This window comes from Flavobacterium sp. Root901 (genome assembly GCF_001429765.1).
Taxonomy (GTDB): Bacteria; Bacteroidota; Bacteroidia; order Flavobacteriales; family Flavobacteriaceae; genus Flavobacterium.
Genome location: NZ_LMJB01000005.1, coordinates 880,227 through 896,234 on the forward strand (window position 1 = coordinate 880,227; position 16,008 = coordinate 896,234).

18 protein-coding genes are annotated in these 16,008 nt (G+C 33.0%); 2 read left to right on the forward strand and 16 right to left on the reverse strand.

Annotation, left to right across the window (positions count from 1 at the left end; translation table 11 throughout):
* Positions 1 to 8: 8 nt before the first annotated feature.
* Genes ASE21_RS07575 through ASE21_RS07585 form a run of 3 tightly spaced genes read right to left on the reverse strand, consistent with a single transcriptional unit; the run spans position 9 to position 2,247 of the window.
* On the reverse strand, positions 9 to 356 hold the full coding sequence (locus tag ASE21_RS07575; protein ID WP_053473094.1) for a hypothetical protein: 348 nt from the start codon (positions 354 to 356) through the stop codon (positions 9 to 11).
* A 34-nt stretch (positions 357 to 390) separates the two neighbouring features.
* A complete protein-coding gene (locus tag ASE21_RS07580; RefSeq protein ID WP_057121997.1) occupies positions 391 to 693 on the reverse strand; it encodes a hypothetical protein in 303 nt (100 codons plus the stop codon).
* A gap of 30 nt (positions 694 to 723) precedes the next feature.
* The gene (locus tag ASE21_RS07585) at positions 724 to 2,247 is read right to left on the reverse strand and encodes a carbon-nitrogen hydrolase family protein (protein ID WP_057121998.1); all 1,524 of its coding nucleotides are present in this window, start codon (positions 2,245 to 2,247) and stop codon (positions 724 to 726) included.
* Positions 2,248 to 2,423: 176 nt separating this feature from the next.
* Here ASE21_RS07585 and ASE21_RS07590 point away from each other — a divergent pair, with 176 nt between their 5' ends.
* Complete coding sequence (locus ASE21_RS07590) at positions 2,424 to 2,756, forward strand: single-stranded DNA-binding protein (RefSeq protein ID WP_057121999.1); 333 nt, start codon at positions 2,424 to 2,426, stop codon at positions 2,754 to 2,756.
* An 81-nt stretch (positions 2,757 to 2,837) separates the two neighbouring features.
* Here the strand turns inward: ASE21_RS07590 and ASE21_RS07595 are convergent, their stop codons facing one another.
* From ASE21_RS07595 to metG, 11 genes are all read right to left on the reverse strand, one after another.
* Positions 2,838 to 3,530 carry a DUF2461 domain-containing protein gene (locus ASE21_RS07595; protein ID WP_057122000.1) on the reverse strand — a complete coding sequence of 231 codons (693 nt, stop codon included), beginning with the start codon at positions 3,528 to 3,530 and terminating at the stop codon, positions 2,838 to 2,840.
* Between the two features lie 85 nt (positions 3,531 to 3,615).
* Positions 3,616 to 3,801, reverse strand: a complete 186-nt coding sequence (locus tag ASE21_RS21925) for a hypothetical protein (protein WP_029271150.1) — start codon at positions 3,799 to 3,801, stop codon at positions 3,616 to 3,618.
* Between the two features lie 84 nt (positions 3,802 to 3,885).
* The gene (locus ASE21_RS07605) at positions 3,886 to 4,404 is read right to left on the reverse strand and encodes a ferritin (RefSeq protein ID WP_057122001.1); all 519 of its coding nucleotides are present in this window, start codon (positions 4,402 to 4,404) and stop codon (positions 3,886 to 3,888) included.
* Between the two features lie 94 nt (positions 4,405 to 4,498).
* Positions 4,499 to 5,962 (reverse strand): hypothetical protein, encoded by a 1,464-nt coding sequence (locus tag ASE21_RS07610; protein ID WP_057122002.1) that lies wholly within the window; start codon positions 5,960 to 5,962, stop codon positions 4,499 to 4,501.
* A gap of 160 nt (positions 5,963 to 6,122) precedes the next feature.
* Complete coding sequence (locus ASE21_RS07615) at positions 6,123 to 7,253, reverse strand: OmpA family protein (protein ID WP_057122003.1); 1,131 nt, start codon at positions 7,251 to 7,253, stop codon at positions 6,123 to 6,125.
* A gap of 108 nt (positions 7,254 to 7,361) precedes the next feature.
* Positions 7,362 to 7,994 (reverse strand): chloramphenicol acetyltransferase, encoded by a 633-nt coding sequence (locus ASE21_RS07620; protein ID WP_057122004.1) that lies wholly within the window; start codon positions 7,992 to 7,994, stop codon positions 7,362 to 7,364.
* Positions 7,994 to 8,701, reverse strand: a complete 708-nt coding sequence (locus ASE21_RS07625) for an HAD family hydrolase (protein ID WP_057122005.1) — start codon at positions 8,699 to 8,701, stop codon at positions 7,994 to 7,996. Before ASE21_RS07625 ends, ASE21_RS07620 begins: the two co-directional genes overlap by 1 nt.
* A gap of 181 nt (positions 8,702 to 8,882) precedes the next feature.
* Positions 8,883 to 9,770, reverse strand: a complete 888-nt coding sequence (locus tag ASE21_RS07630; RefSeq protein WP_057122006.1) for a DMT family transporter — start codon at positions 9,768 to 9,770, stop codon at positions 8,883 to 8,885.
* A gap of 41 nt (positions 9,771 to 9,811) precedes the next feature.
* Positions 9,812 to 10,426, reverse strand: coding sequence for a hypothetical protein (locus tag ASE21_RS07635; RefSeq protein ID WP_057122007.1), 615 nt, complete (start codon positions 10,424 to 10,426; stop codon positions 9,812 to 9,814).
* The gene (locus tag ASE21_RS07640) at positions 10,386 to 11,264 is read right to left on the reverse strand and encodes a hypothetical protein (RefSeq protein ID WP_057122008.1); all 879 of its coding nucleotides are present in this window, start codon (positions 11,262 to 11,264) and stop codon (positions 10,386 to 10,388) included. The genes ASE21_RS07635 and ASE21_RS07640 overlap by 41 nt, the downstream gene beginning before the upstream one ends.
* Positions 11,265 to 11,635: 371 nt before the next feature.
* Positions 11,636 to 13,699 carry a methionine--tRNA ligase gene (gene metG, locus ASE21_RS07645; RefSeq protein ID WP_057122009.1) on the reverse strand — a complete coding sequence of 688 codons (2,064 nt, stop codon included), beginning with the start codon at positions 13,697 to 13,699 and terminating at the stop codon, positions 11,636 to 11,638.
* 408 nt (positions 13,700 to 14,107) lie between these two features.
* Between metG and ASE21_RS07650 the strand changes: the two genes are divergently transcribed.
* Complete coding sequence (locus tag ASE21_RS07650; RefSeq protein ID WP_012022943.1) at positions 14,108 to 14,335, forward strand: CDGSH iron-sulfur domain-containing protein; 228 nt, start codon at positions 14,108 to 14,110, stop codon at positions 14,333 to 14,335.
* 61 nt (positions 14,336 to 14,396) lie between these two features.
* On the opposite strand, the gene ASE21_RS07655 is transcribed toward ASE21_RS07650, so the two are convergent.
* Together ASE21_RS07655 and ASE21_RS07660 are read right to left on the reverse strand one after the other, a co-directional pair.
* Complete coding sequence (locus ASE21_RS07655) at positions 14,397 to 15,299, reverse strand: PhzF family phenazine biosynthesis protein (protein ID WP_057122010.1); 903 nt, start codon at positions 15,297 to 15,299, stop codon at positions 14,397 to 14,399.
* Between the two features lie 149 nt (positions 15,300 to 15,448).
* Positions 15,449 to 16,006: a YdeI/OmpD-associated family protein gene (locus ASE21_RS07660; protein ID WP_057122011.1), complete on the reverse strand. Its 558-nt coding sequence runs from the start codon at positions 16,004 to 16,006 to the stop codon at positions 15,449 to 15,451.
* Positions 16,007 to 16,008 lie beyond the last annotated feature (2 nt).

A 16,008-nucleotide genomic window follows, 5' to 3' on the forward strand; every position in this document is an offset into this window, starting at 1 on the left:
ATGAATAACTAAATTTCTTTTTTAACAAGCATATAATAATCATTGTCCAAAGATCTGTATCCCTGGTCATACAGAAAATAGTAGGTATTTCCTGTTTTGGTTTGCAAGATATTAGTAAAGAAATCAAAATCAAAACCTTTATTAATCATTTTCTCCCTTGTTGCTTTTGATTTTCCATCAACATTTAGCTCTGACAAAATACGGTAATTTTTTCGTAATTTGTTGTTTACATTTCGCATGAAATTGTTGCTGTCTTTATTTATTTTATTGTTGTAGGCATTTCGACAATTGTCTGAACAAAACTTTTTATCTTCCCGGCCCACAAGTTTCTCCGAGCATTCAAGACATGTTCTCATTATTTTATTTTTAATTTATTCAAAATAGGCTTTCTTAATTTTGTTTTTTGAGAATAAGTTGATTAACCTCATAGATTAAAATTTCTACTTTTTCAATATTGTAATCCGCTAACATAATATCTTTGAATCCATTTTTTAGCTTAATTCTAAGTTTATTAGATTTCGCAGGGACAATTAAACCAAATGTGACTTGGATTATTTTATTTAAAAAAGATAAATTCCGAATTAATTCCAAACTAAGAATTTTTTCAATTTCAAATGTTTCACTGTTGTTAATCACTAAATAATTGTTTTTAACATAGATTTCAGTTAATGGCTTTTTTGTGTTTTCTGTCATTAATAATAAATTGTGAAATAGTTTTTATTATTACATTTTTTTTATTTGATACAAATCAGTTCTTCTGTCTTTTAAAATTCGGACACTTCCGTGTTCATGAAGATTTTTTAATAAGTTTAAATCAACATCGACAATAAGCGTCATTTCGGTATTTGGCGTTGCTTCTGCCTTAATCCCGTTACTCGGAAAAGCAAAATCTGAAGGTGTAAAAACCGAAGCCTGTGCATATTGGATATCCATATTATTTACTTTTGGGAGATTTCCAACGCAGCCGGCAATAGCCACATAACATTCATTTTCTATCGCACGCGCCTGCGAGCAGTGTTTTACACGGGTATAAGCATTTTGCGTATCCGTTAAAAAAGGAACAAAAAGAATGTTCATTCCTTCATCTGCCAGTAATCTGGAAAGTTCAGGGAATTCGACATCATAACAAATTAAAATTCCAATTTTACCGCAGTCTGTGTCGTAAGTTTTAAACTCAGATCCGCCTTTCATTCCCCAATGATGTACTTCGTTTGGCGTAATATGGATCTTATAATACATTTCAGAAGTTCCGTCTCTTTTGCATAAAAATCCAACATTGTACAAAACACCATTTTCGAGATGCGGCATACTTCCTGTTATGATATTGATATTGTATGAAATGGCAAATTCCTGAAAACGCTTTCTAATTGGTTCTGAATGTCGTGCAAGTTCACGAATTGCTTCGGCTTCTGATAAATGATTAAAATCGGCCATTAACGGTGCGGTAAAAAGTTCCGGAAACAGTGCAAAATCACTTCCGTAACCAGAAACGACATCAATAAAAAATTCTGCCTGCTCAAAAAGGGCTTCAACATTATTAAGCTGACGCATCTGCCATTGAATCAATCCCAAACGAATAATACTCTTTTCAGAATTAATCAATTTTGGACTTTCATCATAATAAACATTATTCCATTCCAGCAAAACTGCAAATTCTTTAGATTCTTCGTCTCCTTCCAAATAATTTTTGATGATGCGGAGTACGTGAAAATCATTGCTCAGCTGAAAAGAAAGAACCGGATCATGAAGTTCTTTGTCTTTTACTTTTTCAATATAAGTTCTTGGCGAAAACTTTTTAGCATATTGATTGTAATTGGGAATCCTGCCTGCAAAGACAATCGCTTTTAAATTCAGCTGTTCACAAAGTTCTTTTCGGGCATCATAAAGGCGTCGGCCCAAACGCAGACCGCGATAATTCGGATGAATGAAAACATCAATTCCGTATAAAATTTCCCCATCTGGATTATGAGTTGAAAAAGAATAATCACCAACAATTTGTCTGTAATTGTGTCTTTTATCAACAAGTTTTTCATCAACAATTAGTGATAACGCTGAGCCTACCACAACGCCGTCAACCAAAATTACCAGTTGTCCTTCCGGAAATATAGAGAGTAATTTTTTTATATCATTTGATCTCCAATAGGAGTTGGCCATTTCAGGATACGATTCTACCATTGAATTTTTCAATTGTTTGTAATCTTCAAATGCAAGGTTTCGTAACTCTACTTTTTTAATTTCTGTCTGCATATATTGTACGATTTATCTCAAATGTACCAAAAATAATTTCCATTTACAAACGCTTACAAATATTTACAACCGAAAGTAAATAGTTTGTAACCGATTAAGTTACCAATGCCGGCGCACCTTTGCATTGTTGAAATTAATCAGCAATTTTTTATATGAACATTTAAATAGTATACGCCATGAATGCAATGAAAAACAGAGTACAACTAATTGGTAACGTAGGAAACGATCCGGAAATTAAAACATTGGAAAATGGTAAAAAACTGGCCCATTTAACCATTGCAACAAAAGAAATTTACAGAAATGACAAAGGCGAAAAAGTAGAACAAACAGAATGGCACCGAATAACAGCCTGGGGCAAAACAGCTGAAATAATCGAAAAGTTTGTAGTAAAGGGAAAAGAAGTGGCCGTTGACGGAAAGTTAACCCACAGAAGCTACGATAGCAAAAACGGAGAAAAGAGATATATTACTGAAGTTGTTGTAAACGAGATTTTATTGCTTAGCAAATAATTATTGATTAATAATACCAAACCCGACAGGTTTTTAAAATCTGTCGGGTTTATTTTTGCAATAAATTATAATTCTAAAAATCTATAAAACCGAAGCACCATTTATATCAGTAGAAAGAACTCCACTCATATAATCAAAAAAAGGCCTCATGTTTTTGAATGCTTCTAAAGCCTGTTCTAAAAAAAGCGGACTTAAAACTTTATCATCGCTAAAACGTTTAATAATTAAAAATTGTTTGTAACGAAGTAAATCGATGGCTTCGTGATCCGGATCAAACCCTTTTGGAGTTGTTTTGAGCTGTTCGCCCTGCAGGGTTCCAAAAGTATTTTTAAAGGTTTTTGAATTCAGTATTGCTCTAAAAGATTCATGATCATGTGCAAACTCACTTCGAATGCGTTTTAAGTCGGCAGCATTTGGTCCCCAAAAACCGCCTGCCAGAAAAGTGTTTCCTTTTTCGATATGAAAATAATAGCCGCCGCGTCTTGCACTAGTAGCGCGGGTATAACTTCCTCCCCAGAAAGTTTTAAAAGGAGTTTTATCTTTAGAAAAACGAATATCACGATAAATTCTGTAAACACTTTTTTTACCCGATTGTGTTTCAAGAACATCTGTTTTGGATAGTTCTTTAAGAAGGGCATCAGCAAAATTTTGGATATGATTTAACTCGACCAAATATTCTGATTTACGCTCATCAAACCACGGTTTATTATTGTTTTCTTTAAGCTGAAGTAAAAAATCGAGACTGGATTGAGGTATAACAACGCTGTTTTTCATAATTAGATTAAGATTTAAAAAATCAGGATACGAATGTAATTAAAATTAAAAACCCACCGGATTTCCTGGTGGGTTTTCTATATCGTTAAGCCGTTTTTTTGAATAAATCAAACATAGGACATCGTGAGCAGCGTTTCTTTTCGCTCTTTTTATATTTCTCACAGCAAGAAGACTTACAGTTTTCAATCTTCTTAATTTTATCAAGGATATCTTTATTCTTTTTTTTCTTTTTATCCTTTTTTTTGTCCTTGTCTTTTTCTTTCTTGCTCAATTTTCCTCTGTATTATAGTAAAAACAGAGACAAATATAAATCAAAAAAGTTATTTTTATATATTCTAAATAAACTTTAACTTTTTTATTTTGGATTAATTGCAATTGAACTTGTAACTGTTAATTGCTGAATATCACGATCAAACAGGTAAAGTCCGCCTTTATCATCCCCAATTAAGTTGATTTTATCTAAGATAGATTTAGCTGTAGCTTCTTCTTCGATTTGTTCAGAAACATACCATTGCAAGAAATTATGTGTTGCATAATCTCTGTCTTCAAAAGTAATGTGTACCAATTCGTTGATAGATTTCGAAACAAAAAGTTCGTGATTGTAAAGCTCTTCAAACATTTCTTTAAATGTAGAATAAGTTGTTTTTGGCGCTTTAAGATCTGTAACCTGAGCGTGTCCTCCGCGTTCGTTAACATACTTAACTAATTTAAGCATGTGTGCACGCTCTTCATCTGATTGTGTGTACATAAATTGAGCGATTCCTTCCAGCCCATGTACTTCAGCCCAGCAAGCCATAGAAAGATAAGTTTGCGAAGATTCTGCTTCTATGCGGATTTGCTTGTTTAAAGCTGTTTCAATATTTTGTGATAGCATAATGATGTCTTTTTTGTAAAATTAAAAAAAATTATTCAAACCATTTTTTCAAACCTTGAAAACCTTAAGACATTTGGATTAATTCTCAATAAATTTAATAAGATTTTATTTTATCAAAAGAAGCCGGTTTTGAAAATACAGATTTATTCCTAATTGGATTTCCGTTGTCTTCTCTGATAAAACCATCGGTAAATTTTCGTACTATAAATTGTTTTAGCACTATATCATAGTAACTTAAAATATAATAATCTTTTAGTTTTAAGATATTCTGGAGCGATATGTTTTTATTGGTACTTACATAATAAAAAACATTGTCGATTGCTAATGGCTCTGATTTTTTGGTGGTTATGAAATCATTGTTTTCATTCATTACGGCATCAAAGAAAACCATTTTACTTTGTGTATAGGCCTGAGGAACACCAGATTCATTGAAAATTTCATTTGCACCATATGCATAATCAAAATCAACATATTCTGCAAAACCGCCAAATGTTATGTAGCTGTTTTTTTTGTTCTCTAAAACAGAAATCCCGGCACTTAGATAGGAGAGTTGTTTTAAAAATTTGCTTGTAGTCTTTAATTCCTGAGGTTTATTATTGTTTGTCTGAAGGAATATTGGAGAATTTTTAAATCGGATGGTGTCATTTTTTGATACCACAATACTTTTGATTGTTTTTCCCGAATCAAAGTCTTTTATGTCAAACAAAAGCTCATCACTGCTGGTTTTAATTTGAAAAATTTTGTTTTGGTTATAAAATGAATTTGAAGACTTAGAAGATTTTTGGGAAACCGGAAGGTCAAAGTTTTTCTCTGTAACCTCAAGGGTTTGCATGTTTAAATCAAAAACCTGTGTCTTTTTTACATTGTAATCCATTGTTAAAATGATATGATCATCCAGAACATACATTTTATTTAAGTTTGATGCATTGTCGAGGGAATTAAAATCATTTAATTCCATTTTTTGAATAGGATAATACCGAATTAGTGCGCTGAAAGCTATATTTTGCCCTTTTTCAGTTTGGAATTTAAAGTCTGAAAAATCGAACATTTTTATTTCACAGTTTCCGTTTTTAAATTCATAAAGTAATAAATGCGGCTGATTTTTTTCTTTTGCCAGAACATAAAAAATATTATTTTTCTGAAAAGTGCTTATGATATATTCATTGTTTTCAGGAAAATCAAAATTTAAAGCTCTTGACGTTTTTGTTTCTAAGAAGTATTTTATGATTCTTATATTTTTGGAGTTTTGCGAATTCCAGTATAATATAGGATTTCCATCTTCGCCAATACTGTGACCTATTAACGATCTGTCTTCAGCATTTCTAATCGAATCAGTAAATTGATTGGTTAGAAAAAACGATTTATTGTATTTTAAAATATTGATGTTTTTATTATCTGCAGCAAAAACATAAATATCATGTGTTTTTACATCTTCCACATTTAAAATTTGTCCTTCTTCAAGAGGATTATTCAAGTTTAATGGAAATGAATTCAATACCGTTTGACCTGACAATACTGATTTAGACAGTAAAACCAAAAGGAGTAAAAGTTTTTTCATACGTTTTTACGGGCAAATATTATTCCAAATTTAATGAAATAAACCGTATCTCTTTTGGATTTAATAGTTCAAATTAAATCTGTTACTTTTTACAATATTCTAAAAATGAAAAAGCCCGAAGAATTTCTCCTCCGGGCTTTATGCATTACTTTTTAAAACATTATTTTATTTTAAAAGTAACTCTTCTTGCTAATCTTCTTGCTTCATCTGAATTCTTTTCGATAGATGTATCTGCACCTGCAGGCACAACATTTAATCTTGAAGAAGAAATTCCAGCCTGAGTCAGAATCTTTTTAACATTCTCTGCTCTTGCATTCGATAGTTTCTCGTTGTATTCTGCTTTTCCAACCTGGTCAGCATATCCAATAATATCTACAGAAGCGGATGGGTTTTTTCTTAAATACGTTAATACAACATCAATTGCAGCTGTTGAATTTTCGATTGGAGTTGCTTTGTTGAAATCGAAGTAAACACTATAATACTTGTCATTAATCAAATCTTTAACAACATCTTTGTCATTAGCAACATTGTTTTGAATAGGTTTTTCTACGATAACCTGTTTTTGCGGAATGTTCTTGATTTGATTTTCAAGATCAGCAATTTTGTTGTCATACGCTGTAAGGTCAACATCCTGAGAGATTACTGTCCAGTCTGCATGCTTAGCATTTTTGCCCAAGTAAATGTTTAATCCAACTGTACCGTTGAAAATTAATCCTGAATACCCTCTGTTTTCCGGAAGGTAAGCACCATCAAAAGAATGATCCTGAGATGCATTAAAGATGGTAGAGAAATCTCCGGTTAAAGCAATTCTGTTTGATAATCTTATCTGACCAGTTACACCAGCAATAAAGTTACCCATTTCATCAGCTCCTCTGTAGCTGTCGTTTCTTAGCTGAGCATAACCAAAACCTGCATGTCCTAATAAACCAATTGTATTAGTCCATGTTTCAAAATTCATGATACGACCTAAATTAGCAACAGCCTGTAAGTCTACTCTGTAATATTTTGAATCAAAATTTAAAGAGTTGCTTTTATCAGTAAAACTGTTATAACCAAAATCAGCTTTTAAACCAAATTTGTTATTGAACATGTAACGAACTCCAAGATCTCCAACCCAAGGACTTGGCGTACTTGTAAAATAACCTTCAGAGAATGGTTTTTGAGGCTTGTTAACACCACCAGCAAATTCTATCGACCACTTATTGTAATTGTTTGATGAATTCGCTTCTGTTTGTGCATTCATAGCTGTTAAGCCTAAAGCAAATGCCAGAATAATTACAGATTTTTTCATTGTAATTTGAGTTTTAAAATTTTTCCCAAACCAACGAATTTAATGCTCCCCGACTTATCCACTATAAGCCATTAAAGTATCAAGATAAGACAAAAAGTAAGATAAGGATTATTTTTTGTTCATTTCTTCCTGAAAGAAATCTACAAATTTCCCAACATGTAAACCATCCATTAGACCATGATGTACATGAACAGATAAAGCAATTGTACGTTTTCCGTTTTCGGAATTTACCATCTTTCCAAAGGATATTTTTGGACAGCTGTCCGGAAATGTAAAACTTCTGGCGTGCGAAAGCGACGTAAAATTCAGCCAGGGAATAGCGGAAAAGTGAATCAGATTGTCTTTCTCAAAAGATCTTGTAAAAAGCCCGGCTGTATTTTGAATGCGTTCAATTTCTGCTAAAGCCGTTTGGTTGAAAATCTCTAAATCTGAATTGTATTCCATAAATGAGAATCCAAAAGTCCCGTCTTCACGCCCGATAGTGGCAGATGCATCAATACGATCGTAAATGTATATTTTACCTTCGTCTATTCTGTATTTAAAATTTTCTATAGCATTTACTGCCATTAAGGTTTTATGTAAATAGAAAATGAAAAAAGAAACTTTTAATTCTTTGGCGGTTTCATAAGCTTTTGTACAGTCAATTTCAACCGTTGCGCCAAAAAAGGGTTCTTCCATTCTGCTGAAATGAGCAAAATGTTCTTTTCTGTTCCAGTTTTCGAGGTCTAAAAGTGTTTTCATTATAATAAATTATGGACTACTTCTGTAATCTTTTCGAATGAACTAAAATGTTGATGTTCGACTTTGTGATTTATTTTTTCATGCTCCCAGGTCGTATGAAACGGAATGTGAACAGCATATCCGCCAATTCCTAAAACCGGAAGAATATCTGATTTTAAGGAGTTTCCAATCATTAAAAATTCATTTGCCTCAATATCTAATCGACCTAATAATTTTTGATAATCGATTTCCTGTTTGTCTGACATTACTTCGATATGGTGAAAATAATGTCCTAAACCAGAACGGTGCAGTTTACTATGCTGATCTTTTAAATCACCTTTTGTGGCAACAACCAATTTGTATTTTCCCTGCAAAGCCTGCAGTGTTTCTTCGATTCCGTCAAGAAGTTCGATTGGCTTTTCCAATAGTTCTTTTCCGTACTGAATTATCTTTTCGATAACTTCAACCGGAATAGTATTGTTAGAAATGTTCATTGCGGCTTCAATCATCGAAAGGATATAACCTTTAATTCCGTATCCGTACAAAGGCAGATTGGCAATTTCTATTTTAAATAATTCCTGCGAAATGCCCTGATGCGAAAGATAATCTTCCATTAAAGCACAAAATTTATGCTCAGTTTCCTGAAAATAAGGTTCGTTTACAAATAATGTATCATCGGCATCAAATGCGATTACTTTTAGGTTTGGAATTTTGCTTTTATGTAACATAAGTTTTTTGTTTCAAGTTTGTTTTGTTTCAGGTTTCAGGTTTTTTTGCCACGAATTACACTAATTTCCGCGATTTTTTTGCCGCAGATTAAAATGATCAAAAAGATTTTCACTGAAATAAAGTTTGCTTAGATAAAAGAATCAGTTTAAATCTGCTCAATCTGTCAAATCTGCGAGCAAATTATTTAGCAGTAAATAATCTCTTTAATGAAATCGTTTTATCATAAAAAGTAATTCTGATTCCAAAAAGTAAAATAATGCCTCCGAAAACCATTTGTAAAGTTATTTGTTCTTCTAAAAACAACCAAGCTAATATTGAAGTAATTACAGCCTGACTTAATAAACTCAGTGAAACCCTTGTCGCACGCATGTGTTGTGTCGCATAACTGATAGATAACCAAGCACATAGTTGACAAATTACAGCTTGAAGCAACAACACAAACCAACCGGTATTTGAAAATCCGCCGAAAGGCTGATCCAGACAATAACAAATAATTCCTAAATAAATGCTTGAAGCGGTTAAACTAATTGTCATAAAAGTTAAAACATCAACTTGCGATAAAACATTTTTGCTGACTAGAAGATAAATCGAATATAAAATTCCAGAAAGAACCGCAAAAAGAAAAGCTTTATCAAAATTCAATTCCATAAAAAAGCTGAAACCAACCAAAGTGATCATTCCGAAAAGTGCTACTACAGTTCCGATCCAGAAATTTGTTGCAGGTTTTGATTTTAAAAATAAAAACGAACCAATTCCGACCCAAAGCGGTGATAAATTAGTCAACAACGAAGCCTGAGTAGCGCTTGATTCCTGAATGGCGATATTCCAAACCGCGACATCTGACGAAAACAAAATACCACAAAGGATGGCCAAAAGTGCAGATTTTAAACTCGGAAGTTTAAAGTTTCCGCTTAAAAGTACATAAGGTAAAAGTAAAACAACCGCAAAAAACATTCGGTAAAAAGCCGAAATTAATCCGGGAGTTAAACGCAATTTTACCAATATTGGAAAAACGGAAATGCAGAGAATACCGCAGATTAGAGCTAATCTTGGTTTTGTGAGTTTCATTTTATTTTTATTTGAGCTTAAAAAAGCTTTTGCTTGTTGTATTAATCAACGAATTTTCTAATAATATATTCTTTCGTTTTGTTATCGTAATATCCTAAATAATATGCTGACTCGAATTTAAACAATGTTTGAGAAGAAACATCCGTATTGTCGTCAAAAAAAGTTCTGATTTTATCAAATGCCAAAGGCTGTAATTCTCCTTGTATGTGATTATTCTCTTTATCAAATAAACATTCTATTTTAACCACTTTTCTATTTGAATACGAATTAAAACTGTCCAATGTCGCGTTGTAATATCCTATTGCAAATCCTGCAATTGCAGATGCAGCTATACCGGCTACTCCGCCTATAAATACTGGAGAAGCGGCTTGTTTTATTTCAGAAACACTTCCAAGTGTAATTAATGTATTTTCTCCAATATTATAACATGAAATACCGGAATTTAAATTGTTTACTTTTCTAATAAATTGCGAACTCTTTTCTAAAATCCTTTTTCCGCCAAAATCACCGCCTTCCTGATATATTACAGAATTTTTAAAATCAATAGGAGTGTCGGCGGTAACATGAAATTCTTTTAATAAATTTCCATCTTCATCATTTATGGTAAAGAAAAATTCATCCGGAGCGCTTTTTATTTTGATAAAACTTATTATCAAAATAAAAAGAATTGGAATTTAATTCACTTCGTGTTTGAGTTACAATAATTGGTTTTCTAATTACCTTTTCAGAAATTGTAAAGTTTTTCAAATCAATTGTTAACACTTGTGTATAATCAACATTCGAATCGAATGTTATTGTAATTTGTTTGTCTGAAAAATAACATTTCCTCTTTTTTGCACCATCTGCTATTGAAGTTGGGTTTTCGGTTACAATGTTTTGTAATGAAAATGGAGTTTCAAATGGTAGTAGATTTTCTTCAAATATTCCGTAAAGATCCGTTTTCGTGTAGTCTTTTGTGTAGAAACGAGGATTGTCTAAAGTGATAGTTTTTGTTTCATGATCACCGTCCTGATCAAAAACATGAAGTTTAAGAGTATTAGTTTCCGTTACAATTGTTAGAATATAAAACTTTTCCTTTGAGCTAAAGTTTTGTAAAACTTTTTCGTTTTTTATAAGTAAGGTCGTTTCTTGCGCTGTAATTTTTCCTGTTTCAAAATCATAAAATTGAGAAAGAATAAGACTTCGATCTTTAGATGACCAAAATAGTCTTGCATTAGAATTAGTTGAATTATATCCGATCATTTCTGCAAATTTTTTCCTGTCAGGTCTTTTTACAGACATACTATCAATAATCTGCATTTTATCATTTAACAGAATTGCCTTTACTTTGATTTTATCGCTCACAAACAACGTAACCTCTTTTTTGTCATTGTTTACGATTTGAAAAACGTCACGATTATTTTTTAATTCGATTGGAGTGTAATTGACAAGTTCCTGCGAAAAAGAAAATAAACTGGATAGAAATAGTAAAACAAAGAGTAATTTTTTAAACATTTTAAATCGAAGTAATTGATATTTTATTTTTGGCAAATGTCTTGTTTTTAATCATGCAAATCAAGGACTAAAGTGCGCCGTCAAACATAAGTGTAAGTAGAATTAAAAATGAGGATTAAACTTGCTTTTGTTTGATATTATGGATTCGTGATTTTTATGCAGGTTTTATTAATTTCCTTATCATAAAAAGATCCGAGAGTTTCTGCCAAGCATTTACCGATTGTAATGGAGTTTATTATTTTGACTTTCAGATCTTTATCTTCGCCCATTCGGTTAATATAATTGTCTCGAAATTTCAAACAAACTTATATAAAGCAAAAAAACATGAGAATTTCTCATGTTTTTAATATTTCGATTCTATGAAAGGATTTTTAGTTTACCGTTTCACCATTCGGCGCATCAGCATCCGGATTGATGAAAACCAATTTACCTTCTGCATTGGTGGTCATCAGGATCATTCCCTGACTTTCAACGCCGCGTAAAGCTCTTGGTGCTAAGTTTGCTAAAACAGAAACTCGCTTTCCGATGATTTCTTCCGGAGAAAAGCTTTCTGCAATTCCCGAAACAATTGTACGAACGTCAATTCCTGTATCAACTTTTAAAACTAAAAGCTTGTTTGCTTTTGGCATTTTTTCAGCTTCCAAAATAGTTCCGACACGAATATCCATTTTTGCGAAATCTTCAAACTGAATTAATTCTTTTTGAGGTTCCGGTTGTTTACTTTCAGCAAGATTAGCTGTTTTAGTTGCTTCCAATTTATCTATTTGTTTTTGTATGTCTGAATCGTCTATTTTATTAAAAAGAACATCTACTTTTTCAGTTTCGATTACGTGATTTGGAGCAATTAATTCTTCCAAATCTGCAATGTCATTCCATTTAATAGAATAATCTAATTTTAAAAAGGCGTTTATTTTTTTTGATGTAAAAGGCAAAAAAGGCTCAGCTAAAACACTTAAAGCTGCTGTAATTTGCAATGATACATACATTTGTGTTTTAACTCTTTCTTGATCTGTTTTTATTAACTTCCAAGGCTCTTCTTCAGCTAAATATTTATTTCCTAAACGAGATAAATTCATTAGTTCATTTAATGCTTCACGAAATCTATATCTTTCGACAGAATTTGCAATCACTGACGGATATGCTTTTAATTCTGATAAAATCTTTTCGTCAATCTTTGTAAATTCATTTGGTTGTGGAATAACTCCGTTATAGAATTTTTGAGTCAGAACAATAACACGATTTACAAAATTTCCTAGGTTATCTGCTAATTCATAGTTATTTCTGGATTGGAAATCTTTCCACGTAAAATCGTTATCTTTTGTTTCCGGTGCGTTTGATGTTAATGCATATCGCAAAACATCTTGTTTCTCTGGAAAATCTTCTAAATATTCGTGTAACCAGACCGCCCAGTTTTTAGAAGTCGAAAGTTTGTTTCCTTCCAGATTCAAAAACTCATTTGCCGGAACGTTGTCTGGTAAAATATAACTTCCTTCTGCTTTTAGCATCGCAGGGAAAATGATACAATGGAAAACAATATTGTCTTTCCCGATAAAGTGAACCAATTTCGTTTCTTCATCTTTCCAGTATGGTTCCCAGTCTTTTCCTTCGCGCGCTGCCCATTCTTTTGTTGAAGAAATGTAGCCAATCGGCGCATCAAACCAAACGTATAATTTTTTTCCTTCAGCACCTTCAACCGGAACGTCAATTCCCCAGTCAAGGTCACGCGTTACGGCACGAGGTTCTAATCCGGCATCAATCCAGGATTTAACTTGTCCGTAAACGTTAGCCTTCCAGTCATTTTTATGGCCTTCTAAAATCCATTCGCGTAAAAAAGCATCATAACGATCTAAAGGTAAAAACCAGTGTTTTGTCGATTTTAAAATTGGAGTTTCTCCGGTAATGGTCGATTTAGGGTTGATTAAATCGGTAGCATTCAACGTAGAGCCGCAATTTTCGCACTGATCTCCGTACGCTCCGTCATGACCACATCTTGGGCAGGTTCCCACAACAAAACGATCTGCCAAAAACTGATTTGCTTTTGCATCGTACAATTGTTCTGTAACTTCTTCAATAAAATCGCCTTTATCATACAAAGTCCTAAAGAATTCTGAAGCCGTATCGTGATGAATTTTTGCCGAAGTTCTGGAATAATTGTTAAATGAAATTCCGAAATCAGCAAACGATTTTCTTATAATTCCGTCGTATTTATCAATAACTTCCTGCGGGGTAATTCCTTCTTTTTTGGCTTTCATGGAAATAGCAACACCGTGTTCATCGCTTCCGCAGATAAATGCAACGTCTTTTCCTTGTAATCTTAAATATCTCGAATAGATATCTGCAGGCACGTAAACCCCTGCCAAATGCCCAATATGAATGGGTCCATTGGTATAAGGCAGCGCTGCGGTAATCGTATATCTTTTTGGATTCTGTATCATCTTTCAAATTTATTGAGTGCAAAAATAAGCAATAGAATTGAGATTTCACTATTTCGCGGAGATTCACAAAGAAAACCCGGAGATTCGCTGAGATTTTTTAAGGTTTGCCACAAAGATGTTAAGACGCTAAGTTTTTATTTCACGCAGATTAAGCCAATTTGTTTAATTATTAATTCCCTCCAGCTTTAGCTGGAGATTTACAAAGTTTATGAAATCGGCTTTAGCCTAAATGTTTTTTGGCTAAAGCTGGACGTAATTAAATAAATCTATCTGAAAGTGTTTTTCAAAATCTTAGCGTCTTTGTGGGAAAACATCATAAAATAGAACCAGTTTAAACTAGCCTTCACAGTAAAATCTTCGGGATTTATTTCGCAATCTTTGCTTTCGAAAAAACAAAAAAACAAGTTTATGAGCAAGACTAAATTAATCATCAATAAAAACGGATCAATCAAAATTGAAGGTGATTTTGAAATCATGGATCCGGAAGGAGCGCTTTACGGTTTACAAGGAAGATCTGCACTTGGACTTTGCCGATGCGGATTATCTGCAAACAAACCATTTTGCGACGGTGGACACAGAAATAATTTCGAACACGATTCTGTTGCGTTTGATTTGCCTCCAATGAAAACAAACTAAATCTTTGATTTAATTTTGAATATAAAAAAAGCTGTATTTTTCTGGATGCAGCTTTTTTTATTTAAATATAAAGTTCCCCTTTCATCGTAATAATCGAAGAACCGCCAACTAAAATATCTTCTTCACGGTTCATCACTTCAATCATTGAGGCTTGTTTTAATCTTACGCCCTGCAGAATTTTATATTCCTTTTCGGATTTGGTGAATTTTTTCTGAGTTAGAAATCCAATTAATGGTCCTGCCGCTGTTCCTGTTGCGGGATCTTCATTAATGCCGATTATTGGATTAAAAAATCTCGTTTCGACTATATGTTCCTGACCTTCTTCGGCAATAGTGAAACAATAAAAACCTTCAAAATTATATTCTTTTGAGATTTCGATTAAGAGTTGATTGTCCGGAACAAAGCTGTTAAGTAATTGACTGTTTTTTATCGGAACCATCGTGTGAGCGACTTCTGTTTTAACTACTGTTGGAACAAAAGCATTTACATCCAGATCTTCAATTTTTAAACCAAGGGCCACCGCAATTTTATAGGTTGGAATTTCCTGTTTAATAACTGCTGATTTTTGATGCATCTGCACAACTGGATAAAAAGTAACCGGATCAAAACTTACCGTTAACGGAATTGCAGAATGTTTCATGATTACAAAAGGTTCACTTTCATTTTGCTCTTCAAAAATTGGCATTCCTTTTAGCAGGGCACCGCAGACTGCACCCAATAAATTATGGCCTGCGCCGTCAATTTCAATTCCGGTTGGAGTAAACGAACGGACTATCAGGGCTTTATCTCTGGTAGAATAATATACAAAAGAAGTTTCAGAATAACCAAATTCTTTAGAAATATCTTTATAAGTATCTAGTTTTAAATTACCGTCTGTAAAAACCACAGAAAGCGGATTTCCTTTGTAGCTTTCATTTGAAAACACATCTAAAACGTAATATTCTAATGCTGTTCTTCCGTCCATTCTTTTATTTCTTTATAACTGAAATTTTTTAACGGAATAAAATTACGGTTTATTATTGTATTTCAATTATAGGATTAACCTTTCATGAGTTATTTTACTATTACTTTATAATTAAAAATTCGTTTCCATATAATTTGGCTTTTTAATGCTTACAACATTCGTTTTCCTTCTGCACTGAATTTTATTGCTTTTTCTAATCTTGCAACCCTAGTTTTTTCTTGTTTAGCGCTCATAATTACATGTATTATTACTTTTCTGTAGGATGGCGCCTGATTACTAAAATATTCCCATGCGGTTTTATTGGCTTTGAATTGTTTTTCCAGCTCGGGATCAAGAACATAAGCTTCGTTTTCATGCGAATAAATTCCGGATCTTTCTTCGGCGCGAATTTCAAAAGCTTTTAATCCGGCTTCTTTCATGAGGCCGGCTTTGGTGAGTTCTGCCACTTTTTTAATGTTGATGGCGCTCCAGATACTCGATTTTTTCCTCGGTGTGAACCGAATGGTATAACTTTCGTCGTCAATCGTTTTTCGAATGCCGTCAATCCATCCAAAACAAAGCGCCTGATCGACAGATTCTGACCAGGTCATACATGGCTTTTTGCTTTTTACTTTGTAGAAACCTACTAAAAGTTCGGTTTCTTTTTGATAATGCTTTTCTAACCATTCTCTGAATTTTTGCTGGGTTGAGAAGAAAGTTGGGGTCATAT